Genomic DNA, 23,918 nt, shown 5'->3' on the forward strand with positions numbered 1-23,918 from the left:
CTGACGATAGCGCTTTATGATGCATTTCCACTTGACTCTGGAGCCCGCTTATGTTGACTTTGGCGCCCAGCGTGGCCCTGAGTTGGGTCAACACCGTGTTGGCCGCCGCCGAGCGCCAGGGCCTTGCGCGCACTGATCTGCTGGCCCGTGCGGGGGTGCCGCTGGCGCGCCTGGCCGAGCCGCGCTGGCAGGTGGACGACATCACCCGGCTGTGGCGCGCCGCCGCCGACTTGACGGGCGACCCGGCGTTCGGTCTGAACGCCGGGCGCATGGTGGGGCCCGGCAGTTTCAATGTGGTGAGCTTCATCCTGCTGTCGTCGGCCACGCTGCGCAGCGCCATCGGCCTGCTGCAGCAATACCAGCGGCTCATCAGCGACGGCGGGCGCTTTCAGATGCTTACTGGCGAGCCGCAGAGCTGGGTGGTCTATCACCCGCAGCAGGGTGACCTGGCTTTCAGCAGCCACCAGGTCGAGGCGGTGCTGGCCGCGACGGTGAGCGTCAGCAGCTGGGTGACCGGCCAGCCCCTGCGGCCCGTACGCGTGCAGTTCAGCCACCAGCCCATGGCCGACCTGGCGGTCTATGCCGAGGTGTTTGGCGCCGAAGTGCAGTTCGAGCAGGCCTTCAACGGCCTGCTGCTGGACAACGCCGTGCTTGACCACCCCTTGCCCCAGGCCGATACGGAACTGGCCAGCCTGCACCGCGCCCACGCGTCGGCGCAACTGGCCGCGCTGTCGGCCCCGGTGCCGCTGCGCACCCAGGTGGCGCAGTGGCTGGCGGGGGCGCTGGACGGCAGCGTGCCCGGCCGCGCCCAGGCAGCGCGGCAGTTCGGGCTGGGCGAGAAGGCCTTGGCGCGGCGCCTGCTGGGCGAGGGCGCGCGGTATTCCGATCTGGTCGATGGCGTGCGCCAGCAGCTGGCCTGCGCGGCGGTGGCGGGCGGGGCCGAGTCGTTTGCCCGCATTGCGCGGCGGCTGGGGTTCTCCGAGGCCAGCGCCTTCAACCGGGCGTTTCGGCGCTGGACGGGCTGTGCACCGGGCGACTGGCAGCAGCGCCTGCCGTCTGCGCAGCGTTCTGGTTTTCCAACCGGGCGCTGAAGCCCGAGCGCTCCATCAGCGAGCGCGGCTGCTCCTGCGCATCCACTACCCACAGCACGCCGCCACGCTGGCCCACGGCCTTGAGGATCTGCTCCAGGCCTTCGAGGCCCGTGGTGTCGAGTGCGAACAGGTCGCGTGCATCCAGCACCACTTCCGGGCCTTCGGGGCCTGCCTCCACGGCCTGCACGATGGGGTCGATCTTGGCGGCCGCGCCAAAAAACAGCGCGCCGTGCAGGTGCCAGGCCATGTGGGGGCGGGGGCCGGGTTCCAGGGCCAGCCCCTGTGCGTCCTGGGCTGCAGGGGTAGACGCGGGCACGCGCTCGGCGCGGAACAGCGCGCTCATGCGCCGCACGAACAGCACGCACGACAGCACCAGCCCCACCTCCACCGCCACCGTGAGGTCGAACACCACGGTGAGAAAAAACGTGCCCAGCATCAGCAACCGGTAATGGTTGCTGAAATGCTTGAGGCGCGCAAACTCGTGCCATTCGCCCATGTTCCAGGCCACATGCAGCAGGATGCCGGCCAGCACCGCCAGCGGAATGTGCAGCGCCAGCGGCGAAGCCACCAGCACGATCACCGCCAGCGTGGCCGCATGCACCATGCCGGCAATGGGGCTGGTGGCGCCCGCGCGCAGGTTGGTCACAGTGCGCGCAATGGTGCCGGTGACCGGCATGCCGCCGAAGAACGGCACTACGAAATTAGCCACGCCCTGGGCCATCAGCTCCTGGTTGGGGTCGTGCTTGCGGTAGTGCGGGTCGGTGGCCACCTGGTCGGCGACACGCGCGCACAGCAGCGACTCGATGGAACCCAGCAGCGCAATCGTGACGGTGGGCGTGACCAGCAGGCGCACCGTGTCCCACGAAAAATCAGGCAGTGCGAACGCCGGCGGCTCTTGCGGAATGCCACCAAAGCGCGTGCCGATGGTCTCCACCGGCATCTCCAGCCAGCGCGCCAGCACCGTGAGCGTGACCAGCGCCACCACCGGCGCCGGAATGCGCGCAAAGCGGCGCACGGTGTGGCCCTCGGCCACACGCAGCACGGGCGAGCCCTGCACAAACAGCCGTGGCCATAAAAACAGCCCACCCAGACAGGCAGCGCCCAGCGCGAGCGCATGGGGGTTGAAACTGTCGATGTGCAGGGCCAGCGTGTGCACCTGCGAGAAGAAGTTGCCCGGCATCTTGTCGATGGCCAGCCCCATCCAGTCCTTGAGCTGAGACAGCCCGATCAGCACCGCGATGCCGTTGGTGAAGCCGATGACGATGCTCACCGGCACAAAGCGCACCAGGCTGCCGAGCTTGAACATCCCAAGCAGGAACAGCAGCACGCCCGCGCAGGCCGTGGAAATCAGCAGATTGGCCACGCCATAGCGCTCGACGATGCCATAGACGATGACGATGAACGCCCCCGCCGGACCGCCAATCTGCACATTGGTGCCCCCGAGCAGGGCCACCAGAAAGCCGCCAATGATGGCCGTCCACAGCCCGGCCTCGGGCTTGAGGCCGCTGGCAATGGCAAACGCCATGGCCAGCGGCAGCGCCACGATGCCCACGGTGACGCCCGCACCCAGGTCGGCCATCCAGCGGCTGCGGCTGTAGCCGCGCAACGCATCAAGCAGACGGGGGCGAAAGGCAAGCGAGAAACGCATGGATGGAGAGGGAGCGGGTGAGGAAGGAAGGCCCAGGCCGGTGCCCCAGTGTAGTGAGCCAGTGACGAAGTGCAACCGTGGCGGCCGTGCCGTGGGCCCTTGCTGTTGATTCTGGTGCTACTTATTTAATAGCTTGTTGCGCTTTATGGATAAGCGCTACAGGCCGATATGATTGAAAATCCTGCGGCGGGCTGCTGTTATTGCAGCGGTCAGCCGCCCCGCTGCCTGGCGCGTTGCTTGCTTGCCCCTACCCCATGAACCCACCCATGCCTGACGCCTCCGCCCCGCCATCCTCCCTGCGCCACGGCACGTTTGAAGATGTGCAGGCGCTGTTTGCGGGCACCCTGTTCGTGGCCATGGCGCTCATGTTGTTCAACCAGGCGGGCCTGCTGGTGGGCGGCACGGCGGGCGTGGCGTTCTTGCTGCACTACGTCACGGGCATCTCGTTCGGCAAGCTGTTTTTTGTGGTGAACCTGCCGTTTTACTGGTTCGCCTGGACGCGCATGGGCCGCGAGTTCACCATCAAAACGTTTGTCTGCGTGGCCCTGCTGTCGCTGCTGACCGAGCTGTTTCCGCATGTGATGCATGTGGACTACCTGAACCCGCTGTTCGCCTCGCTGCTGGGCGGGCTGCTGCTGGGCACGGGCTGCCTGTTCCTGGCGCGCCACCGCTCCAGCCTGGGCGGGGCCACCGTGGTGTCGCTGTACCTGCAAGCGCGCTACGGCATGCGGGCGGGCAAGGTGCAAATGATGATTGATGGCACCGTGGTGCTGCTGGCGCTGTTCATCGTGCCGGTGGACCGCGTGGCCTATTCGGTGCTGGCCGTGCTGGTGATGAGCGGCTTTTTGTGGATCAGCCACCGGCCAGGGCGCTATACCGGCGAGTGAGCACGTTGCGGGCCCTGGCAGCCCTGCGACTCAATCGGCCGTGGGGGCCGGCCGGATGGATTCCCGGATCTCGATGCCACTGTGGTCGGGCGTGGCATTGCCGCCGCTGGATAGGGCGTTGGCAGCCATCCCCGCCCCTTTGCCCAGCACCTTGACGGTGCCCACGGCGGCATCCGCCGCCAAGCCCACGGCCGATGCCGTGACGCTGACCGCCGTGGAGGCCACCGTCACCACTGTGCAGCCGACCAGCAGCGGCGGCAGCAGCGCAGCGCCCACCACGACGCAGGCCACAGGGCGGCGCATGGAGGGGTCCCGTCTCGCTCTCAGCGCACCCGCATGCCGGGCGTTGCGCCGGGCCAGGGGTTGAGCACGTAGATGCCGGGGGTGGCCTTCTCGTCGCCGTGGCTGGCGGCCAGCACCATGCCTTCGCTCACGCCGAACTTCATCTTGCGCGGAGCCAGGTTGGCCACCATCACGGTGTGCTTGCCGATCAGGTCTTCGGGCTTGTAAGCACTGGCGATGCCGGAGAAAACATTCCGTGTGCGTCCTTCGCCCACATCCAGCGTCAGGCGCAGCAGCTTGGTGGATCCTTCCACCGCCTCGCAGTTCACGATCAGCGCAATGCGCAGGTCGATCTTGGTGAAGTCGTCGATGGTGATGGTGGGGGCGAGCTCCTCACCACCGGGATGGGAGCTGGTTGCTACGGTTTCTGTAGCTGCAGGCGCTTGTTCTGCTTGCGCTGGAGCCTCAAATAATGCCTCAAGCTGCTCTGGGGTGACGCGTTGCATGAGGTGCTGGTAGGGCTTGATTACGTGACCATGAGGAAGGCAAGTCGTGGTATCGATCCATGAGAGAGGCTTTTCCTCCAATCCAAGCATTTCTTCGACTTGTGTCGCCACGCCAGGCAGCACAGGCTTTAAGTAAATCGTTAGGAGCCTGAAGCAATTCACAAGGACGCTGCAGACAATCTGCAGGCTTCCAGAGTCAGATTCATTCTTCGCTAGAACCCAAGGCTTCTTTTCATCAGCGTATTGGTTGACCGCATCGGCCAGATACATGATCTCTCTGGCTACTTTGCTGTACTCGCGATTCTCGTAAGCGTCCTTGATTCCAGGAGCGGCCGCCATGATCGTCGTGATCACTGAGTCAACCTCATCTTCTGGTGCACCAGGCTTAGTGTCCCCTTGGAGAAACACTGAGACAAGTTTCCCTTCGAACCTCTTGGTAATGAAACCTGCCGCGCGGCTGGCAATGTTCACGTACTTGCCGATCAAATCGCTGTTCACCCGCAGCATGAAGTCTTCGGCATTGAAGTCGATGTCTTCGTTGCGCGCGCTGAGCTTGGCGGCCAGGTAGTAGCGCAGCCACTCGGCGTTCATGCCCAGGCTCAGGTACTTGAGCGGGTCCAGGCCGGTGCCCCGGCTCTTGCTCATCTTCTCGCCGTTGTTGACGGTCAAAAAGCCGTGCACGAACACGTTGTTGGGCGTCTTGCGGCCGCTGAAGTGCAGCATGGCGGGCCAGAACAGCGTGTGGAAGGTGACGATGTCCTTGCCGATGAAGTGGTACTGCTCCATCGCCGGGTCGGCCATGTAGGCGTCGTAGCTTTCGCCGCGCTTTTCCAGCAGGTTCTTCAGCGACGCCAGGTAGCCCACGGGCGCGTCCAGCCACACGTAGAAGTACTTGCCCGGCGCGTCGGGGATCTCGATACCGAAGTAGGGCGCGTCGCGGCTGATGTCCCAGTCGCCCAGGCCCTCGCTGGTGGTTCCATCGGGGTTGGTGCGGACGGTGAACCATTCCTTGATCTTGTTGGCCACCTCGGGCTGCAGCTTGCCGTCTTGCGTCCAGTTTTCCAGAAACTCCTCGCAGCGTGGGTCCGACAGCTTGAAGAAGAAGTGCTCGGAGTGCTTCAGCTCGGGCTTGGCGCCCGACAGAGCCGAGAACGGGTTGATGAGGTCGGTGGGGGCGTACACCGTGCCGCACACCTCGCAGTTGTCGCCGTACTGGTCCTTGGCATGGCACTTGGGGCATTCGCCCTTGATGTAGCGGTCGGGCAGGAACATGTTCTTCTCGGGGTCGAAGAACTGCTCGATGGTGCGCACTTCGATCAGGCTGCCATCGGCGCGGTCGCGCAGGTCGCGGTAGATCTGGCGGGCCAACGCGTGGTTTTCGGGCGCATCGGTGCTGTGCCAGTTGTCAAAGCTGATGTGAAAACCATCGAGGTATTGCTTGCGGCCCGCAGCAATGTCGGCCACGAACTGCTGGGGCGTCTTGCCGGCCTTTTCGGCGGCAATCATGATGGGCGCGCCGTGGGTGTCGTCCGCCCCGACGAAGTTCACCGCGTTGCCCTGCATTCGCTGAAACCTTACCCAGATGTCGGCCTGGATGTATTCCATGATGTGGCCGATGTGGAAGTTGCCGTTGGCATACGGCAGGGCGGTGGTAACGAAGAGTTTGCGGGCGGATGACGTCATGAAAAGCAGCTTTCTCAGGCGGAACCCGCGATTTTAGGCGGTTGGCAAGGGGGCCGCCGCAACGGGGTCATGGCCCCGTGTGCAGCCGCTTGGCTGCAGGGATCAGCTGTGCAGCAGGGTCTGCACGTCGGCGCCTGCATCCGTCCAGCCAAAGAATCGGCACACCTCGGTGCGCATGGCCAGGGTGTCGGCCCGGCCCAGGGCCATCAGCTCCTGGGTGTAGCCCGACTCGAACAGCAGGTAGCTGGCCAGCGCTGCGCCGCGCACGTCGGTCATGTTGGAGGTGACCCCCAGGGCGCCCAGCATGGCGCGCACCGGCGCCGGCAGTGTGCCTACGTGGCGCGCTGCCACGGCGTCAAGCCGCTGCGAGGGCGCGATGACCAGCAGATCGACCGGGCGCAGCGCGCTTTGTACGCGCACCTCGGGCGGGATCAGTGACAGGGTCTGGTTGATGCGCAGCACACGCTCTACGTCCACCGACAGGGCGTCCAGAAAAATGTTGGACAGCGCATGCCCCGCAATTTGGGCCAGGCTGGGGTAGGTGGGCGTGGGGTTGGTGGCGGCATCGTCCTTGGGTTCATGCATGCGGCCCGCGCCAATCACCAGGATGCGCTCGGCTCCCAGGTGGATGGCGGGGGCGATGGGTGCGGACTGGCGCATGGAGCCGTCGCCAAAGTACTCGGTGTGGCCGTCCACCGTGATGCCTTTGGCCGGAAAGATGAACGGGATGGCCGACGAAGCCAGCAGGTGTTCATGGGTGATGCGGTCACGCGCGGCCTTGCGCTGCGAGCGCACCCAGGGCTTGACGGGGTCTGCCGATTCGAAAAAAGTCACGTGTTCGCCCGAGCTGTAGCTCGATGCCGTCACCGCCAGCGCCGTGAGGTGGCCGTGGCGGATGAGCCGTGGCAGGCGCGGCAGCGGCACCATCTTTACGAGCAGCTTTTCCAGCGGCGCATTGTTGAGCAGCGAGTTGGGGCGCATGCGGCTCCACCGCGCCAGCGCCCAGCCCATCGACAACAGCGTCAGCCAGCGCGCGCCGCTGCGCATCACCGAGAGCGAATCGGCGCCGTACACCTGACCCGCATGAAACTGGCGCCACACCCGCGCAATGCGCCGCACCGCGCGGTCGAAATGGTCGGCGCCGCAAGCCAGGGCGGCCGCGTTGATGGCCCCGGCCGATGTGCCCGTGATGATGGGAAACGGGTTGGGGCTGCTGCCTTCACCGCAGGCATTGCGAAGGTCGGCAATGGCTTCTAGCACCCCCACCTGGTAGGCCGCGCGGGCGCCGCCGCCGGTCAGCAGCAGGCCGGTGGCCGGGGTGGCGGGTGCGGCCGGGGCGGATGTGCGAGCGGGCTCTGAATGGGCGAATGGCATGAAAGAGGCGACGGTGTGCAATGACGGTCGGCCGCGTGCGAACGAAAGGGCGACGTGGAGTTGCCAGTGTGGGGGCGCAGCTTGGGCCGTTTCGCCTGGGAAAACCCGTAAGTTACGCACGCGGCCTTGGCGGCGGCGCGGTTGGCTTGCGAGGCCACCCCGGGCGGACGCTTGGTCAGCCCTGGCTCAGCAGCAGATGAGCCACGGCCGTGCTTTGCAGCACGACGATGGCGTGGTCGCGGGCAAAAACCAGCGCGTTATCGCTCAGTTGTCCCTGGGCCACGACGTAGATACCGGCCGGGGCGTCTTGGGCCTGCATGGCGGCAAACAGCTCGCGCAGCGGCTCCACGCCGTGGGTGCTGGCCTTCCAGCGCTTGGCGCTGACCAGCGTGGTTTTGCCATCGCGGGCCAGGCGCATGTCCGCCCCGCTGGTGGTGTTGCCCAGCCGCTCGACCTTGTAGCCCGCGCGCCCCCAGGCGGCGGCCAGGGTGTCGGCAAAGTCGCGCCACGGCATGCCCGCCACGGACTGCAGCATGTCGGCCACCTGGGCGGGGCGGGGCGCGCGCAGTTGCCGCCATGCGGCAATGCAACCCACCACAAAAATCGGCAGGCCCGCCAGCGCGCCCACCACAAAATATTCCTTGGGCAACAACGCCCCGGCCGCCAGCGTGATGAGGCCCACCACCACAAAGCTGATCCACCACGGCGAGCGCAACAGCATGGCAAACAGGGAGTTCTCGGACATCTTGAATTTCACGGGGGCCTTTGTGGAGAGGAGCGACGGTCGAAGCGGTGCGCATTGTCCTGCATGCGAAGGGGGTCGAAGCGCTTCGCTAGACTACCCGCCTCTTCTGGAGTTTATTGAATGGCAGTCACCGAACAGGGCCTTTTGGCCGCACTTTCCAGCGTGCTGGATCCCCACACGGGCAAGGATTTCGTCAGCACCCGCGCCTTGCGCAACCTGCAGATCACAGGCGGCGACGTGGCCTTTGACGTGGAACTGGGCTACCCCGCCAAGAGCCTGGTGCCCGAGCTGCGCCGCAGCCTGGTGGCCGCCGCCAAGGGCGTGGCGGGCGTGGAGAACGTGTCGGTCAACATCACCACCAAGGTGATTGCCCATGCCGTGCAGCGCGGCGTGCAGCTGCTGCCCCAGGTCAAGAACATCATCGCCGTGGCCTCGGGCAAGGGCGGCGTGGGCAAAAGCACCACCGCCGCCAACCTGGCCCTGGCCCTGGCCGCCGAGGGTGCCAGTGTGGGCGTGCTCGACGCCGACATCTACGGCCCCAGCCAACCCATGATGCTGGGCATCAACCGCCGCCCCGAAAGCGACGACGGCAAGACCATGGAGCCGCTGGAGAACTACGGCGTGCAGGTCATGTCCATCGGCTTTTTGGTGGACCAGGACGAAGCCATGATCTGGCGCGGCCCCATGGCCACCCAGGCGCTGGAGCAACTGCTGCGCCAGACCAACTGGAAGGACCTGGACTACCTCATCATCGACATGCCCCCCGGCACCGGCGATATCCAGCTCACCCTGAGCCAGCGCGTGCCCATGACCGGCGCGGTGATCGTGACCACGCCGCAGGACATCGCCCTGCTCGATGCCAAGAAGGGCATCAAGATGTTTGAAAAGGTGGGCGTGCCCATCCTGGGCATCGTCGAGAACATGGCCGTGCATGTGTGCAGCAACTGCGGCCATGTGGAGCACATCTTTGGCGCCGACGGCGGCAAGAAGATGGCGGCCGAATACCACATGGACTACCTGGGCGCGTTGCCGCTCGACATGAGCATCCGCCTGCAGGCCGACAGCGGCAAGCCCACCGTGGTGGCCGACCCCGACGGGGACGTGGCCAAGATCTACAAGAAGATGGCGCGCGACGTGGCGGTGAAGATCGCGCAGCAGGCCAAGGACTTCTCCAACAAGTTTCCGACGATTTCGATCAGCAAGAACACTTGATGCGAGAGGGCCCGCGCCCGGCGGCGGGGGCTGTCCCGGGCGGTGGGACTGCGGCATTGACGCCATGGCGGGCGACGGCCACACTGCCTGCGCTTGATCTCTTCCTGTATGACGGCCCGATGAAAACCACCCCGCCAACCGCCGCCGTGCCCCTGGGCACACCGGACGACATGCGCGAGCGCATCCGCCGCAAAAGCCGCCTCAAGGGCCGCCAGCCTGAAGACGCCGCGATGGCCGATGTGGCGCAACTCCTGGGCGCGCGCCCGGCCGAAGGCTTTCGGCGCGACCTGCTCATTGAATACCTGCACTGCCTGAACGACCACTTCGGCGTGCTGCACGACCGGCACCTGGTGGCGCTGGCCAAGCAGATGAATCTGCCCATGGCCGAGGTGTACGAGGTGGCCAGCTTCTACCACCACTTTGAGATCGTGCGCGGCGAGGATGCCCAGGTGCCCCGTCTGGTGCTGCGGGTGTGCGACAGCCTGAGCTGCAGCATGGCGGGCGCGCGTGAGTTGCTGGCCGCGCTGCCCGAGCGTCTGCTTGCGATGAACCTCGATGGTGGGCAGGGCGGCGTGCAGGTGGTGGCCGTGCCCTGCGTGGGCCGCTGCGAACAGGCGCCGGTGGCCGTGGTGCACCAGTGCCCGGTGCCACACGCCACCGTGGATGCGGTGCTGGAAAAGGTCAGTTCGATGCCAAATCGGGCCATGGCGCTTCATCCACAAGCGCCAGCAGCTATCAATTTTGATATTGCAGCGCTGGCCGAGCAAAGCGTGCCTGCACAGCCGGACTCCGTCAGTCCCGCACACACCGACTTGGCCACCTACCGTGCCCACGGCGGTTACCAGACCGCCGCCGCGCTGGTCAACGGCGAGATGGACGCCGAGGCCGTGCTGTCGGCCATGGAGGACTCGGGCCTGCGCGGCCTGGGCGGCGCGGGCTTTCCGGCAGGGCGCAAGTGGCGCATTGTTCGGGACCAACCCGCGCCGCGCCTGATGGCGGTCAATATCGACGAAGGCGAGCCCGGCACGTTCAAGGACCGTACCTATCTGGAACGCGACCCGCACCGCTTTCTGGAAGGCGTGCTCATCGCCTCCCAGGTGGTGGGCACCGAGGCGGTCTACATCTACCTGCGCGACGAATACCACGGCTGCCGCGCGTTGCTGCAAAAGGCGCTGGACGACCTGCATGCCCAGCCCCCATGCCCCCTGCCGCACATCGAGCTGCGCCGGGGTGCGGGCGCCTACATCTGCGGCGAAGAGTCGGCCATGATCGAGAGCATCGAAGGCAAGCGCGGCGAGCCGCGCATGCGCCCGCCCTACATCGCGCAGGTGGGGCTGTTTGGCCGGCCCACGCTGGAGCACAACTTCGAGACGCTGTACTGGGTGCGCGACATCGTCGAGCGTGGCCCGCAGTGGTTTGCCAGCTTTGGCCGCCATGGGCGCAAGGGGCTGCGCAGCTTTAGCGTGAGCGGGCGGGTGAAGCACCCGGGCGTGAAGCTGGCGCCCGCAGGCATCACCGTGCAGGAACTCGTCGACGAATACTGCGGCGGTTTGCTGGACGGCCACCAGCTGTATGCCTACCTGCCCGGCGGCGCCTCGGGCGGCATCCTGCCTTCCAGCCTGAACAACATCCCGCTCGACTTCGACACGCTGCAGCCCTACGGCTGCTTCATCGGCTCGGCCGCCGTCATCGTGCTCAGCCAGCACGACAGTGCGCGCGATGCTGCGCTGAACGTGATGCGCTTTTTTGAACACGAAAGCTGCGGCCAGTGCACGCCTTGCCGCGTGGGCACGGCCAAGGCGGCCACGCTGATGCAGGCGCCGCAGTGGGATGAAGAGCTGCTGGACGACCTGGCGCAGGTGATGGCCGATGCGTCCATCTGCGGCCTGGGCCAGGCCGCGCCCAACCCCATCCGCTGCATCCACAAATACTTTGCGCACGAGGTGGGCGAGGGCCCCTGGCCGGGTGACCTGCCCAAGCCGCGCAACAGCCCGCTGGCCGAGCAACTGCCGAAGGGAGCCCAGCCATGAGCGCGTTGCAACCAACCTGCGGTGTGGCCTTTGAGCTGGACGGCCAGCCCGTCACCGCCCACCCTGGCGAAACCATCCTGAAAGCCGCGCAACGCCACGGGGTGGAGATTCCGCACCTTTGCTACACCGACGGCCTGCGCCCCGACGGCAACTGCCGCGCCTGCGTGGTCGAGATCGCGGGCGAGCGCACGCTGGCCCCCAGCTGCTGCCGCGCACCCACCGAAGGCATGAAGGTGCAGGCGGCCAGCCCGCGTGCGCGCAAGAGCCAGCAGATGGTGGTGGAGATGCTGCTGTCGGACATGCCGGATGTGGGCTACCGGTGGAACGATGGCAAATTGGATAATCCTGAATTGATAGCTGGCGGCGCTTATCCATCAAGCGCTACAGGCCAATTTGATTCAAAAACTGCTGAAACGGTGGGCCAGCACGGCGAGCTGAGCGAATGGGCGGATCGCCTGGGTGTGGCCGTGCGTCCGGCCCTCAAAGCCCTGCGCCGCGAGCAGCCCGCGCCTGATCTGAGCCACCCCGCCATGGCGGTGAATCTGGACGCCTGCATCCAGTGCAACCGCTGCGTGCGCGCCTGCCGCGAAGAGCAGGTGAACGATGTGATCGGCTATGCGCTGCGCGGGGCGGATTCCAAGATCGTGTTCGACCTCGACGACCCCATGGCGGCCAGCACCTGTGTGGCTTGCGGCGAATGTGTGCAGGCCTGCCCCACGGGTGCGCTCAGCCCCAAGACGCACATCGGCTCGCAAAAGGTGGACCGCAAGGTCGATTCGGTCTGCCCGTTTTGCGGCGTGGGCTGCCTCATCACCTACAACGTGCGCGATGAAAAGATCATCAGCGTCGAAGGCCGCGACGGCCCGGCCAACCACGGCCGCCTGTGCGTGAAAGGGCGCTTCGGCTTTGACTACGCCCACCACCCCGACCGCCTCACTGTGCCGCTGATTCGCAAGCCCGGTGTGCCGAAAGAGGTGATGCCCTACGGCGCCGATTGGCGCACGGCGTTCCGCGAGGCGACCTGGGACGAAGCGCTGGACCTCGCGGCGGGCCAGCTCAAAAGCCTGCGCGACACCCACGGCCTCAAGGCGCTGGCGGGCTTCGGCTCGGCCAAGGGCAGCAACGAAGAGGCCTACCTGTTCCAGAAGCTGGTGCGCACGGGCTTTGGCTGCAACAACGTGGACCACTGCACGCGGCTGTGCCATGCCTCCAGCGTGGCCGCGCTGCTCGAAGGCGTGGGCTCCGGCGCGGTGAGCAACCCGGTGCACGACGTGGAGCATGCCGAGCTGATCTTCGTGATCGGCTCCAACCCCACGGCCAACCACCCGGTGGCGGCGACCTGGATGAAGAACGCTGCCAAGCGCGGCGCCAAAATCGTGCTGGCCGACCCGCGCATCACCGACATCGGCCGCCACGCATGGCGCACCCTGCAGTTCAAGGCCGACACCGACGTAGCGATGCTCAACGCACTGATCCACACGGTGATCGACGAAGGCCTGGTGGATGAGGCCTTTATCCGCGACCGCACCACGGACTTCGAGGCGCTCAAGGCCAACGTGATGGGCTGCAGCCCCGAGGCCATGGCGCCGGTGTGCGGCATCCCGGTCGAGGCGCTGCGCGAGGTGGCACGGGCGTTTGCAAAAAGCAAAGCCTCGATGATTTTGTGGGGCATGGGCGTGAGCCAGCACGTGCACGGCACCGACAACGCGCGCTGCCTGATTGCGCTGTGCGCCGTCACCGGCCAGATCGGCAAGCCCGGCTCCGGCCTGCACCCGCTGCGCGGCCAGAACAACGTGCAGGGCGCGAGCGACGCGGGGCTGATCCCCATGATGTTCCCCAACTACCAGCGTGTGGACAACGCCGGGGCGCATGCGTGGTTTGAAGACTTCTGGGGCACCAAGCTCGATGAAGCGCCGGGCTACACGGTCGTCGAGATCATGCACAAGGCCCTGGCGCCCGACACCGACCCGCACAAGGTGCGCGGCATGTACATCATGGGCGAGAACCCCGCCATGAGCGACCCCGACCTGAACCACGCGCGCCACGCGCTGGCCAGCCTGCAGCACCTGGTGGTGCAGGACATCTTTTTGACCGAAACCGCCTGGCTGGCCGACGTGGTGCTGCCCGCCAGCGCCTGGCCCGAGAAGACCGGCACCGCCAGCAACACCGACCGCATGGTGCAGATGGGCCGTCGTGCCTTGAACCCGCCGGGTGATGCACGGCCGGATTTGTGGATCATTCAGCAGATCGCCCAGCGCATGGGCCTGGACTGGAGCTATGCGGGCGAGGAATCGGGCGTGGCCGCCGTGTACGAAGAAATGCGCCAGGCCATGCACGCCAGCATTGAGGGCATCACCTGGGACCGGCTGGAGCGCGACTCCAGCGTGACCTACCCATGCCTTACGGCCGACGACCCTGGCCAGCCCATCGTCTTCATCGAGAACTTCCCGACGCCCACGGGGCGCCTGCAACTGGTACCCGCCAGCGTGATCCCGGCGGCAGAGAAGCCCGACGCCGACTACCCGCTGGTGCTCATCACCGGCCGCCAGCTGGAGCACTGGCACACCGGCAGCATGACGCGGCGCAGCACGGTGCTGGACGCCATCGAGCCCATGGCCACCGCATCGCTGCATGGCGACGAACTCGCCCGGCTGGGCGTGGCGCCCGGCGCGCTGGTGGGCATCCGCTCACGGCGCGGCATGGTGCAGGTGCGCGTGCGGCGCGACGACGGCACCCCGCGCGGCACGGTGTTCATGCCGTTTGCGTATGTGGAGGCGGCGGCCAATCTGCTGACCAATGCCGCGCTCGACCCCTTTGGCAAGATCCCGGAGTTCAAGTACTGCGCAGTGGCGGTGGAGGTGTTGCAGGGCACCGGCAGCGAAGTCGCCTGACGCGCCGCGTATCCGCACGCGGGTTGCGGGGCTTTGTGGGCATAACTGTCTGAGGTGGCTGCGCCGGGGTAAAGTCTGCGCCCATGACTGAGCGCCCCTACACCGACGTTGCCGTGATCATGCGGTGCGAGCACATCAACAACCGCTGGCAGCCCTGGCGGTGGTCGTTGGCCGAGGTGGTGATCAACGAGCCCGCCTTTGGCACCGAGCCGCGCCAGATCCTTCAAAACGAGCACGAGCAGCGCTGGCTGTTCCCGGGCTTTCGCGTGGAGCTGTTCCGCGACGATGCCGAGGGTTACCACCTCAACCTCACCTCCCCGGCCCCCTGCTGGTTTGTGATGTGGCGCCGCGATGAAGATGCGGGCATGGGCGAGGTCCCCCTGGCCCGCGCCGTGGCGGTGAGCCTGAGCTACCACGACGCCGGCCGCTGGCTGGACGCGCAGGAAACCGTGGAGCAGGTGCCTGCTGCGCCTGAAGTGGTGGAGGCGCTGCGCGCCTTTGTGGCCGAGCACTACCAGCCCGAGCCCAAACGCCGCAAGCGCCCCGAGAGTTTTCGCACGTTGCAAGACCGGTTTGGCAACCCCGCGTCCATCTCCACGGAAAAGCAGCGTGGTGGAGGAGGCGGTGGAGGCGGTGGCAATGCCGGAGGAGGGAGCCATGGCTGACGGTTTCCTGGGCCGCTGGTCGCGCCGCAAGCAGGAGGTGCGCGAAGGCAAACCGGTGCAGGAGCCCCCGCCACCCGCGCCAGCGTTGCCCCCACCCGTTGCTTCCTTGGCACCGGCCCCCAGGCCTGCCTTGGCCGCCGCTGCGCCCCGCGCGGTGTCAGAGGGGGTTGCGCCCGTCGCCGAGGCACCGCCACCCCCCACGCTGGCCGATGCCCAGGCGCTCACGCCTGCGTCCGACTTCAAGGCCTTTGTGGCCCGCGAGGTATCGCCCGAGGTGCGTAACCTGGCCATGAAAAAGCTTTTTGCCGACCCGCACTTCAACGTGATGGATGGTTTGGATATCTACATCGGCGACTACACCCAGCCCGACCCGCTGCCCGAGGGCATGCTGCGCAAGATGGCCAGCGCCCACGCGCTGGGATTCTTCGACCATGAAAAGAAGGGCGACGCCGGAGAAGAAGCAGCACCCGACGCGCCGATCGGTGGCGCTGCCGTGCAAGCCTCTGCAGACACAGAGGCGACGGCAATAGCCCCTGCCCTTGCTCAGCCTCGGGATGATGCGCAGGGGCTGTCCCCCGCAGACGTGGCACAGTCTGGGGTATGCAACGCTATTCCTAGCGACCCTTCCAGCGAGCTTGAGATGCTCACCCGCTCCGCAGAGGACGCGGAGACCATGCCAGCCAGCCACACCAAAAATGACTACGACGCTCATCTGCGACTGCAACCAGACGATGCCCCTCAACGCGAAGGCGTTGGGCGCGGCGCTGCATGAAGACCTGACCCTTCACTCCACCCTGTGTCGGCGCGACGCGGGGGTATTCCAAAAAGCCATCCGGTCGGGCGATGATGTGGTGGTGGCCTGCACGCAAGAGCAGCGCCTGTTTGGCGACCTGGGCCAGCAGACCGAAGGCGCGGTGTCGCCCATCCGGTTTGTGAACATCCGCGAAACTGGTGGCTGGAGCCGCGATGCCGCCAAGGCCAGCCCCAAGATCGCCGCGCTGTTGGCGGCCGCCCGGCTGCCCGACCCGCCGCCCGTGCCCACGGTCACCTACAAGAGCACCGGCCGCTTGCTCATCATCGGCCCGCTCGACCAGGCCGAGCAGGCGGCTGCTCTGGTGTCGGATGTGCTCGATGTCACCCTGTTCACCCAGGGCCCTGGCAACGCGGGGGGCGCGCAGGCGCGGCGCTTTCCGGTGCTGGGCGGGCGCATCACGGGCCTTACCGGCTGGCTGGGCGCGTTCGAGCTGCAATGGAAGGCCGACAACCCCATCGACCTGGACCTGTGCACGCGCTGCAACGCCTGCGTGGCGGCCTGCCCCGAGAACGCCATTGGCCTCGACTACCAGATTGACCTGGCCGCCTGCCAGTCGCACCGCGCCTGCGTGAAGGTGTGCCAGGTGGCGGGTGCCATCGACTTCACGCGCGATGCTGCCGCTCAGACCGAGCGCTTTGACCTGGTGCTGGACCTGCGCTCACCCACTGCCACGCCCACCTTCTTGCAGCACGCGCTGCCGCAGGGCTACCTGCGCTGGGATGGGCGGAGTGATGGGGGCTATATGGCCACGCTGCTCAAGCTGCGCGAACTGGTGGGCGAGTTCGAGAAGCCCAGGTTTTTTGTCTACAAGCAAAAACTCTGCGCCCACAGCCGCAACGAAACCGTGGGCTGCAACGCCTGCGTGGACATCTGCTCGGCCGAGGCCGTGAGCAGCGACAAGAGCCGCCAGCAAATCAAGGTGAACCCCAACCTGTGCGTGGGCTGCGGCGCCTGCACCACCGTGTGCCCCACGGGCGCGCTGACCTATGCCTACCCCAGTGCGACAGAGCAGGGCACCAAGCTCAAGACCCTGTTGTCCACCTACACCGCCGCAGGCGGCAAGGACGCCGTGCTGCTGCTGCACAGCCAAGAGCGCGGGCAGGCACTGGTGGAAGAGCTAGGCCGTGCCGCGCAGCTCAAACTGGCGCAGGGTGTGCCTGCCCACGTGATCCCGGTGGCGCTGTGGCACACGGCCAGCACCGGGGTGGACTTGTGGCTGAGCGCCATTGCCTACGGGGCTTCGCAGGTGGTGGTGCTGGCGACGCACGAAGAGGCGCCGCAGTACCTCGACGGCCTGCAGGCGCAGATGGATGTGGCGCAAGCCATCTTGCGGGGCCTGGGCTACACCGGCACGCATGTGCAACTGCTGCGCGCTGCGCACCCCACCGAGCTGGATGCCGCCTTGCAGGCTCTGGGCCAGACCCGTCAGAAGACCCCGGCCGTGGCCGCACGCTTTGCTGTGGCGCAGGAAAAACGCAGCACGCTGGAGATGGCGCTTGACCACCTCATCGAGCAGGCTCCAATGCCCGTGGCAGAGCGCCCAGAGGCCATCGCCTTGCCAGCCATGGGATCGCCTCTAGGCACCATCGAAGTCAACAAAGACCGCTGCACCCTGTGCCTGAGCTGCGTGAGCGCCTGCCCGGCGAGTGCGCTGCAGGACAATCCGCAGCTGCCGCAGCTGCGCTTTATCGAAAAGAACTGTGTGCAGTGTGGCCTGTGTGCCACCACTTGCCCGGAAGACGCCATCACCCTGCAGCCCCGTCTGCTCTTGAGTCCGGAGCGTGCGCAGCTGCGTGTGCTCAACGAGGCCAAGCCCTGGGCCTGCGTGCGCTGCAGCAAGCCGTTTGGCACGGTCAAAGCCATCGAGGCCATGCTGGGCAAACTGGCGGGCCATGCCATGTTCCAGGGTGAGGCGCTGGAGCGCCTGAAGATGTGCAGCGACTGCCGCGTGATTGACCTGTATTCCTCCCAAAGCGAAACGAAAGTGACGGACCTGTGAGCGCCCAACCTGCTTCTTTGACATCCTCTGGCGGTAGCTCTGCGCTGGATGAGGAAACCGCTCGGGCTGAACTGTATGGGCTGCTGTCGCAGCTGTATTACGCCGCGCCCAGCGCCGATCTGTTGTCTGCCCTGCGTGTGGCCGTGACCGAGGCACCCGCCGATGGTGCCTTTTTGCAAGAGCCCTGGCAGGTGCTGGTGGGCGCGGCCCGTGAACTGAGCGACGGCGTGATTGCGCAAGAGTTCGACCGCCTCTTTGGCGGTGTGGGCAAGCCGGAGGTGTTTTTGTACGGCTCGCATTACCTGAGCGGTTTCCTCAACGAGAAGCCGCTTGCCCGCTTGCGCACCGACCTGGACAGGCTGGGGTTGGCACGCGACGAGGCCATGTCCGAGACCGAGGACCACATCGCCTACTTGTGCGAAGTGATGCGCTACCTGATCGCGGGTGATGACGTCGCTGTCTGTAACCTGACGGCGCAGCGCGACTTTTTTGCAACACATCTGCAGCCCTGGGTGTTGCTGCTGTGTGATGCCCTTGCGGTCCAGCCGCAGGCCCGGTTTTATGCTGCTGTGGCCCAGTTCACGCGGGCTTTTGTGTCGGTAGAAACCCAGGGCTTCGACATGATGGAATAGTCCTCGGAGTCCTCGGAAACCCTGATGTGGGCGCTATAAAAGATGAGCGCTTTGGTCGGCAGTTGTGGTGTCACATTGCAGGCTTTTACACACTGACATAGACTCGTATGAATTCCGTTTCATAGCTGCCAGCCATTCTGGAGACAAGCATGCAGAACCGCCAGCCCAATTCTTCCCGCCGGAGTTTCTTTTCCGGCGCCGCCACTGTAGGGGCTGCCGCAGCCGCCGTTGTGGCTCTCCCCCAGGTGATTCCCTCCGATGCCACGGTGTCTGAGCCTGCGCGCGTGGCGCCAGAAAATGGCGGGGGCTACCACCTGTCTGCCCACGTGAAGCAGTACTACAAAACCACCCAACTCTGACAGCGGGGCGCACCATGTTGCTTACCAAGAAGTCCTCCCACGCTGCGCAAGACGCATCGTCCTCAGCGTCTCCTTTTGTACACAGCTTGCGCCGTGGCTTGTCGCAGGCGCTGCCTACGATGGACCGCCGCTCGTTCCTGCGCCGCTCCGGCCTGGGGGTGGGTGTGGGTATTGCGGCATCGCAGCTCGTGCTGGTCAAGAAGTCCAACGCTGCCGAAGGCGCCAAGGTGGGCCTTGGCGACAGCAAGATCGAAGTACGCCGTACCGTGTGCACCCACTGTTCCGTCGGTTGTGCGGTAGATGCCGTGGTAGAGAACGGCGTGTGGGTGCGTCAGGAGCCCGTGTTCGACTCGCCCATCAACCTTGGGGCCCACTGCGCCAAGGGCGCGGCGCTGCGCGAGCACGGCCACGGCGAGTACCGCCTGCGCTACCCCATGAAGCTGGTCAACGGCAAGTACGAGCGCATCAGCTGGGACACGGCCCTGAACGAAATCACGGCCAAGATGCAGGAGCTGCGCAAGGCCAGCGGCCCTGACAGCGTGTACTTTGTGGGTTCGTCCAAGCACAACAACGAGCAGTCTTACCTGCTGCGCAAGTTCGTGAGCTTCTGGGGCACCAACAACTGCGACCACCAGGCGCGTATCTGCCATTCGACCACCGTGGCGGGCGTGGCCAATACATGGGGCTACGGCGCCATGACCAATTCGTACAACGACATGCAAAACAGCAAGGTCGCTCTGTACATCGGCTCCAACGCAGCTGAGGCCCACCCGGTGTCCATGCTGCACATGCTGCATGCCAAGGAAACCGGCTGCAAGATGATCGTGGTGGACCCGCGCTTCACCCGCACGGCCGCCAAGGCCGACGAGTATGTGCGCATTCGCTCAGGCACTGACATTCCTTTCCTGTTCGGTCTGCTCTATCACATCTTCAAGAACGGCTGGGAAGACAAGAAGTACATCAACGACCGTGTCTATGGCATGGACAAGGTGCGTGACGAAGTGCTGGCCAAGTGGACACCTGACAAGGTGGAAGAGGCCTGCGGCGTCAAGGAAGACCAGATGTTCAAGGTCGCCAAGATGCTGCACGACAACAACCCCGGCACCATCGTGTGGTGCATGGGGCAGACGCAGCACTCCATCGGTAACGCCATGGTGCGCGCCTCGTGCATCCTGCAACTGGCGCTGGGCAATGTGGGCAAGAGCGGTGGTGGCACCAACATCTTCCGTGGCCACGACAACGTGCAGGGCGCTACCGACGTGGGCCCCAACCCCGATTCGCTGCCCGGCTACTACGGCCTGGCCGAAGGCTCGTGGAAGCACTTTGCCAATGTGTGGGGTGTGGACTTCGAGTGGATCAAGAAGCAGTACGCATCGCCCGCGATGATGACCAAGAACGGCATCACCGTGTCGCGCTGGATCGACGGTGTGCTGGAGAACAACGAGCTGATCGACCAGGACTCCAACCTGCGCGGTGTGTTCTTCTGGGGCCATGCGCCCAACTCGCAGACGCGTGGCCTGGAGATGAAGCGCGCCATGGACAAGCTCGACCTGCTGGTGGTGGTGGACCCTTACCCATCGGCCACCGCTGCCATGGCCGCCATGCCGGGCAAGGCCGAAGACCTGAACCCCAACCGCGCGGTCTATCTGCTGCCGGCGGCCACGCAGTTTGAAACCAGTGGCTCGTGCACGGCCTCGAACCGCTCACTGCAGTGGCGCGAGAAGGTGATCGAACCCCTGTGGGAGAGCCGCTCCGATCACATGATCATGCACCAGTTCGCCGAAAAACTGGGCTTTGCCACCGAGCTGTCCAAGAACTACAAGATGCAGAAGGTCAAGGGCATGGACGAGCCCGTGCCCGAGGACATCCTGCGCGAAATCAACCGCAGCGTGTGGACCATTGGCTACACCGGCCAGAGCCCCGAACGCCTGAAGGCACACATGAAGAACATGCATGTGTTCGATGTAAAGACGCTCAAGGCCAAGGGCGGCAAGGACAAGGAAACAGGCTACGACTTTACCGGTGACTATTTTGGCCTGCCTTGGCCCTGCTATGGCACACCTGAAATCAAGCACCCAGGCTCGGCCAACCTGTACGACACCTCCAAGCATGTGATGGACGGCGGTGGCAACTTCCGGGCCAACTTCGGCGTGGAGAAGGACGGCGTCAACCTGCTGGCCGAGGATGGATCGCACTCGCTGGGCAGCGAGATCACCACGGGCTATCCGGAGTTCGACCATGTGCTGCTCAAGAAGCTCGGCTGGTGGGACGATCTCAGTGATGCCGAGAAGGCCAAGGCCGAAGGCAAGAACTGGAAGACCGACCCGACAGGCGCCATCATTCGTGTGACCATGAAGCATGGTTGCCACCCCTTTGGCAATGCCAAGGCCCGTGCCGTGGTCTGGAATTTCCCCGATGCGATTCCTCAGCACCGCGAGCCCATCTATGGCACGCGACCCGACCTCGTGGCCAAGTACCCCACGCACGACGACAAGAAGGCTTTCTGGCGTCTGCCCACGCTCTACAAGAGCCTGCAGGAGAAGAACGTCGCCGACAAGGTGTACGAGAAGTTCCCGCTGATCCTGAGCTCGGGTCGCCTGGTCGAATACGAAGGTGGCGGTGAAGAAACGCGCTCCAACCCCTGGCTGGCCGAATTGCAGCAAGAAGCATTCGTCGAAATCAACCCCAAGACCGCTGCGGACCGGGGCATTCGCAACGGCGAACGGGTATGGCTGAGTTCGCCGACGGGCGCGCGCATCAACGTGCAGGCGCTGGTTACCCCGCGTGTGGCACCCGATACGGTGTGGATGCCGTTCCACTTCTCGGGCCACTGGCAAGGTGCGGACATGCTGGCGTATTACCCCAAGGGTGCGGCGCCTGTGGTGCGCGGTGAGGCCGTGAACACGGCCACGACCTATGGCTACGACAGCGTGACCATGATGCAAGAAACCAAGACCACGATCTGCAACGTGGAACGCGCCTGATAGCGCAGCGTACGGAGACACGACATGGCACGAATGAAATTCATCTGTGACGCAGAGCGCTGCATCGAATGCAACGGCTGTGTGACCGCCTGCAAGAACGAGCACGAGGTGCCCTGGGGCGTGAACCGCCGCCGCGTGGTCACGCTCAACGACGGTGTGCCGGGCGAAAAGTCCATCTCGGTGGCGTGCATGCACTGCAGCGATGCGCCCTGCATGGCTGTCTGCCCCGTCAACTGCTTCTACCGCACCGAAGAGGGTGTGGTGCTGCATGACAAGGACGTCTGCATCGGCTGCGGCTACTGCAGCTATGCCTGCCCATTTGGTGCGCCACAGTTCCCTTCGCAAGGCACCTTCGGCGTGCGCGGCAAGATGGACAAATGCACCTTTTGCGCCGGCGGCCCCGAGGCCAACGGCAGCCAGGCAGAGTTTGAAAAATACGGTCGCAACCGGCTGGCCGAAGGCAAGCTGCCTGCCTGCGCCGAAATGTGCTCCACCAAGGCCCTGCTGGCTGGCGATGGTGACGTGGTGGCAGATATCTTCCGCAACCGCGTTGTGCAGCGCGGCAAGGGTGCCGAAGTGTGGGGCTGGGGCACGGCCTATGGTTCGCAACAGGCAGGCCAGCCTGCAGGAGGCAAGTCATGATGAAGCGTCTTGTTCAAACGACTCTTGCCGCCGCAGTGGCACTGGCCGCGCTGACCGCCTGTGGTGAAAAACCGCAAACCGGTGCTGGCATCCGCAGCGACGCCCCCCCTTATGCCGGAACGGGCAGCAATTTCACGCGGCCAGGCTGGAAAGTCGGGGACAAAACCGAGTGGGAATCGCAGCTGAAGGCGCGTCAGCAATACGGCCAGAACGAATACACCCGCACCCAGGCAAAGTGAGGCCCACCATGAAACACATCATGTGGACCCTGGCTTTGGCGGCAGGCCTGGGCTGGGGCCCTGCGGGTGCCCAGCAGGCTCCGGCAACGCCAGATGCCGCCGCATCTGCACCGGCTGCCACCGCCGCTGCCCCTGCAGCGGGCGGCTTCCAGAGCCAGAACATCTTCCAGATCAAACCCGACGCCAGCGCAGACCCCAAGTACGCCGAGCAGACCAATGGCGAGCGCATGAAGGTGCAGCCAGGCAACAACGCGCCCATGTGGCGCCAGGTGGGCCAGGGCGTGACGGGCTACAGCAGTCTGCCCAAGACCCAGGCCCCCGAAGCAGGCAACCTGATCCAGCCTTTTGTGGCATACCCCGGCTCGCGTTTTACCAACGCGGGCGAGGCGTGGCGCCAGGTGCGCAACCAGTGGGTCATTCCCTACGGTGCGGCCTTGTTCGCCATCGTCTTGCTGGCGCTGGGTATTTTCTACTTCGTCAAAGGTCCGCTGGGGCATGACTATCCTGAGGGGGCGGCCGCCCGCCGCATCGAACGCTTCACGCCGTTCGAGCGCGCTGCGCACTGGGCCAATGCTTTTGCGTTCATTGCGCTGGCCACCTCGGGCATCGTCATGGCGTTTGGCAAGTTCTTCCTGTTGCCGGTGATGGGGAGCACCCTGTTTGGGTGGCTGACCTACGCGCTCAAGAACGTGCACAACTTCATGGGCCCGCTGTTTGCCGTGTCGCTGCTCGTGATCATCCTCACCTTCGTCAAGGACAACATCGCCAACCGGGCCGACTTTGTCTGGCTCTCCAAGGGCGGTGGCATGTTGGGCGGTGACCACCAGGTTCCCTCGCACCGCTTCAATGCTGGCGAGAAGGGCCTCTTCTGGTGGGGCATCACCATCCCTGGCATCTTTGTGGTGGCCACGGGCCTGGTGCTTGACAAGCTCATCCCCGGCTTTGGTGATGTGCGTGGCGACATGCAGATCGCCCACATGATCCACGCCACCCTGGCCATCTGGATGATGGCGCTGATCTGTGGCCACATCTACATGGGCACCGTGGGCATGCGTGGTGCCTACAAGGCCATGAAGACGGGCTACGTGAGCGAGGCATGGGCCAAGGAGCACCACGAGCTCTGGTACGACGATGTCCAGGCGGGCAAGATTGCGCGCCAGCGCAGCGCCCAGCAACCGGCGGCCGATGCTGCTGCCACACCATCAGCGGGCCAGCCCGCGCAGGTATGAGGTTTC

19 protein-coding genes are annotated in these 23,918 nt (G+C 65.3%); 14 read left to right on the forward strand and 5 right to left on the reverse strand.

Features of this window, described 5'->3' with window-relative positions; translation table 11 throughout:
* The first annotated feature begins 50 nt into the window (after positions 1-50).
* The gene (locus tag KI609_RS05360; protein ID WP_226447872.1) at positions 51-1,091 is read left to right on the forward strand and encodes an AraC family transcriptional regulator; all 1,041 of its coding nucleotides are present in this window, start codon (positions 51-53) and stop codon (positions 1,089-1,091) included.
* Here the strand turns inward: KI609_RS05360 and KI609_RS05365 are convergent.
* Positions 994-2,739 (reverse strand): SulP family inorganic anion transporter, encoded by a 1,746-nt coding sequence (locus KI609_RS05365; protein WP_226447874.1) that lies wholly within the window; start codon positions 2,737-2,739, stop codon positions 994-996. The two genes, KI609_RS05360 and KI609_RS05365, sit on opposite strands and share 98 nt — an antisense overlap.
* Positions 2,740-3,005: 266 nt before the next feature.
* Between KI609_RS05365 and KI609_RS05370 the strand changes: the two genes are divergently transcribed.
* Entirely contained in the window at positions 3,006-3,626 is a 621-nt protein-coding gene (locus KI609_RS05370; RefSeq protein WP_226447876.1) for a YitT family protein, read from the forward strand.
* Between the two features lie 30 nt (positions 3,627-3,656).
* Here KI609_RS05370 and KI609_RS05375 read toward each other — a convergent pair whose 3' ends face one another.
* The 4 genes from KI609_RS05375 to KI609_RS05390 all read right to left on the reverse strand — a co-directional run bounded on the left by KI609_RS05375 (position 3,657) and on the right by KI609_RS05390 (position 8,228).
* On the reverse strand, positions 3,657-3,929 hold the full coding sequence (locus tag KI609_RS05375) for a hypothetical protein (RefSeq protein WP_226447878.1): 273 nt from the start codon (positions 3,927-3,929) through the stop codon (positions 3,657-3,659).
* A 20-nt stretch (positions 3,930-3,949) separates the two neighbouring features.
* Entirely contained in the window at positions 3,950-6,097 is a 2,148-nt protein-coding gene (gene metG, locus KI609_RS05380) for a methionine--tRNA ligase (protein WP_226447880.1), read from the reverse strand.
* A gap of 102 nt (positions 6,098-6,199) precedes the next feature.
* Entirely contained in the window at positions 6,200-7,471 is a 1,272-nt protein-coding gene (locus KI609_RS05385; RefSeq protein WP_226447882.1) for a patatin-like phospholipase family protein, read from the reverse strand.
* Positions 7,472-7,646: 175 nt separating this feature from the next.
* Entirely contained in the window at positions 7,647-8,228 is a 582-nt protein-coding gene (locus KI609_RS05390) for a restriction endonuclease (protein WP_413463375.1), read from the reverse strand.
* Between the two features lie 108 nt (positions 8,229-8,336).
* On the opposite strand from KI609_RS05390, the gene apbC reads away from it, so the two are divergent.
* The 12 genes from apbC to KI609_RS05450 all read left to right on the forward strand — a co-directional run bounded on the left by apbC (position 8,337) and on the right by KI609_RS05450 (position 23,912).
* The gene (gene apbC, locus KI609_RS05395) at positions 8,337-9,428 is read left to right on the forward strand and encodes an iron-sulfur cluster carrier protein ApbC (protein ID WP_226447885.1); all 1,092 of its coding nucleotides are present in this window, start codon (positions 8,337-8,339) and stop codon (positions 9,426-9,428) included.
* A gap of 119 nt (positions 9,429-9,547) precedes the next feature.
* Positions 9,548-11,458, forward strand: a complete 1,911-nt coding sequence (locus KI609_RS05400; RefSeq protein ID WP_226447888.1) for an NAD(P)H-dependent oxidoreductase subunit E — start codon at positions 9,548-9,550, stop codon at positions 11,456-11,458.
* Entirely contained in the window at positions 11,455-14,349 is a 2,895-nt protein-coding gene (gene fdhF, locus KI609_RS05405) for a formate dehydrogenase subunit alpha (RefSeq protein ID WP_226447890.1), read from the forward strand. The genes KI609_RS05400 and fdhF overlap by 4 nt, the downstream gene beginning before the upstream one ends.
* Before the next feature lie 83 nt (positions 14,350-14,432).
* On the forward strand, positions 14,433-15,014 hold the full coding sequence (locus KI609_RS05410; RefSeq protein WP_226447891.1) for a DUF3305 domain-containing protein: 582 nt from the start codon (positions 14,433-14,435) through the stop codon (positions 15,012-15,014).
* Complete coding sequence (locus KI609_RS05415) at positions 15,007-15,786, forward strand: DUF3306 domain-containing protein (RefSeq protein WP_226447892.1); 780 nt, start codon at positions 15,007-15,009, stop codon at positions 15,784-15,786. The genes KI609_RS05410 and KI609_RS05415 overlap by 8 nt, the downstream gene beginning before the upstream one ends.
* Positions 15,746-17,827: a 4Fe-4S binding protein gene (locus KI609_RS05420; protein ID WP_226447893.1), complete on the forward strand. Its 2,082-nt coding sequence runs from the start codon at positions 15,746-15,748 to the stop codon at positions 17,825-17,827. The genes KI609_RS05415 and KI609_RS05420 overlap by 41 nt, the downstream gene beginning before the upstream one ends.
* The gene (locus KI609_RS05425) at positions 17,824-18,459 is read left to right on the forward strand and encodes a molecular chaperone (RefSeq protein ID WP_226447894.1); all 636 of its coding nucleotides are present in this window, start codon (positions 17,824-17,826) and stop codon (positions 18,457-18,459) included. Before KI609_RS05420 ends, KI609_RS05425 begins: the two co-directional genes overlap by 4 nt.
* 149 nt (positions 18,460-18,608) lie before the next feature.
* Entirely contained in the window at positions 18,609-18,818 is a 210-nt protein-coding gene (locus KI609_RS05430; RefSeq protein ID WP_226447895.1) for a formate dehydrogenase, read from the forward strand.
* Between the two features lie 14 nt (positions 18,819-18,832).
* Complete coding sequence (locus tag KI609_RS05435; protein WP_226447896.1) at positions 18,833-21,802, forward strand: formate dehydrogenase subunit alpha; 2,970 nt, start codon at positions 18,833-18,835, stop codon at positions 21,800-21,802.
* Positions 21,803-21,826: 24 nt separating this feature from the next.
* The gene (gene fdh3B, locus KI609_RS05440) at positions 21,827-22,444 is read left to right on the forward strand and encodes a formate dehydrogenase FDH3 subunit beta (RefSeq protein ID WP_226447897.1); all 618 of its coding nucleotides are present in this window, start codon (positions 21,827-21,829) and stop codon (positions 22,442-22,444) included.
* Entirely contained in the window at positions 22,441-22,683 is a 243-nt protein-coding gene (locus KI609_RS05445) for a hypothetical protein (protein ID WP_226447899.1), read from the forward strand. The genes fdh3B and KI609_RS05445 overlap by 4 nt, the downstream gene beginning before the upstream one ends.
* 8 nt (positions 22,684-22,691) lie before the next feature.
* Complete coding sequence (locus KI609_RS05450) at positions 22,692-23,912, forward strand: formate dehydrogenase subunit gamma (RefSeq protein ID WP_226447901.1); 1,221 nt, start codon at positions 22,692-22,694, stop codon at positions 23,910-23,912.
* Positions 23,913-23,918 lie beyond the last annotated feature (6 nt).

It is taken from the genome of Acidovorax radicis (assembly GCF_020510705.1).
Taxonomy (GTDB): domain Bacteria; phylum Pseudomonadota; class Gammaproteobacteria; order Burkholderiales; family Burkholderiaceae_C; genus Acidovorax; species Acidovorax radicis_A.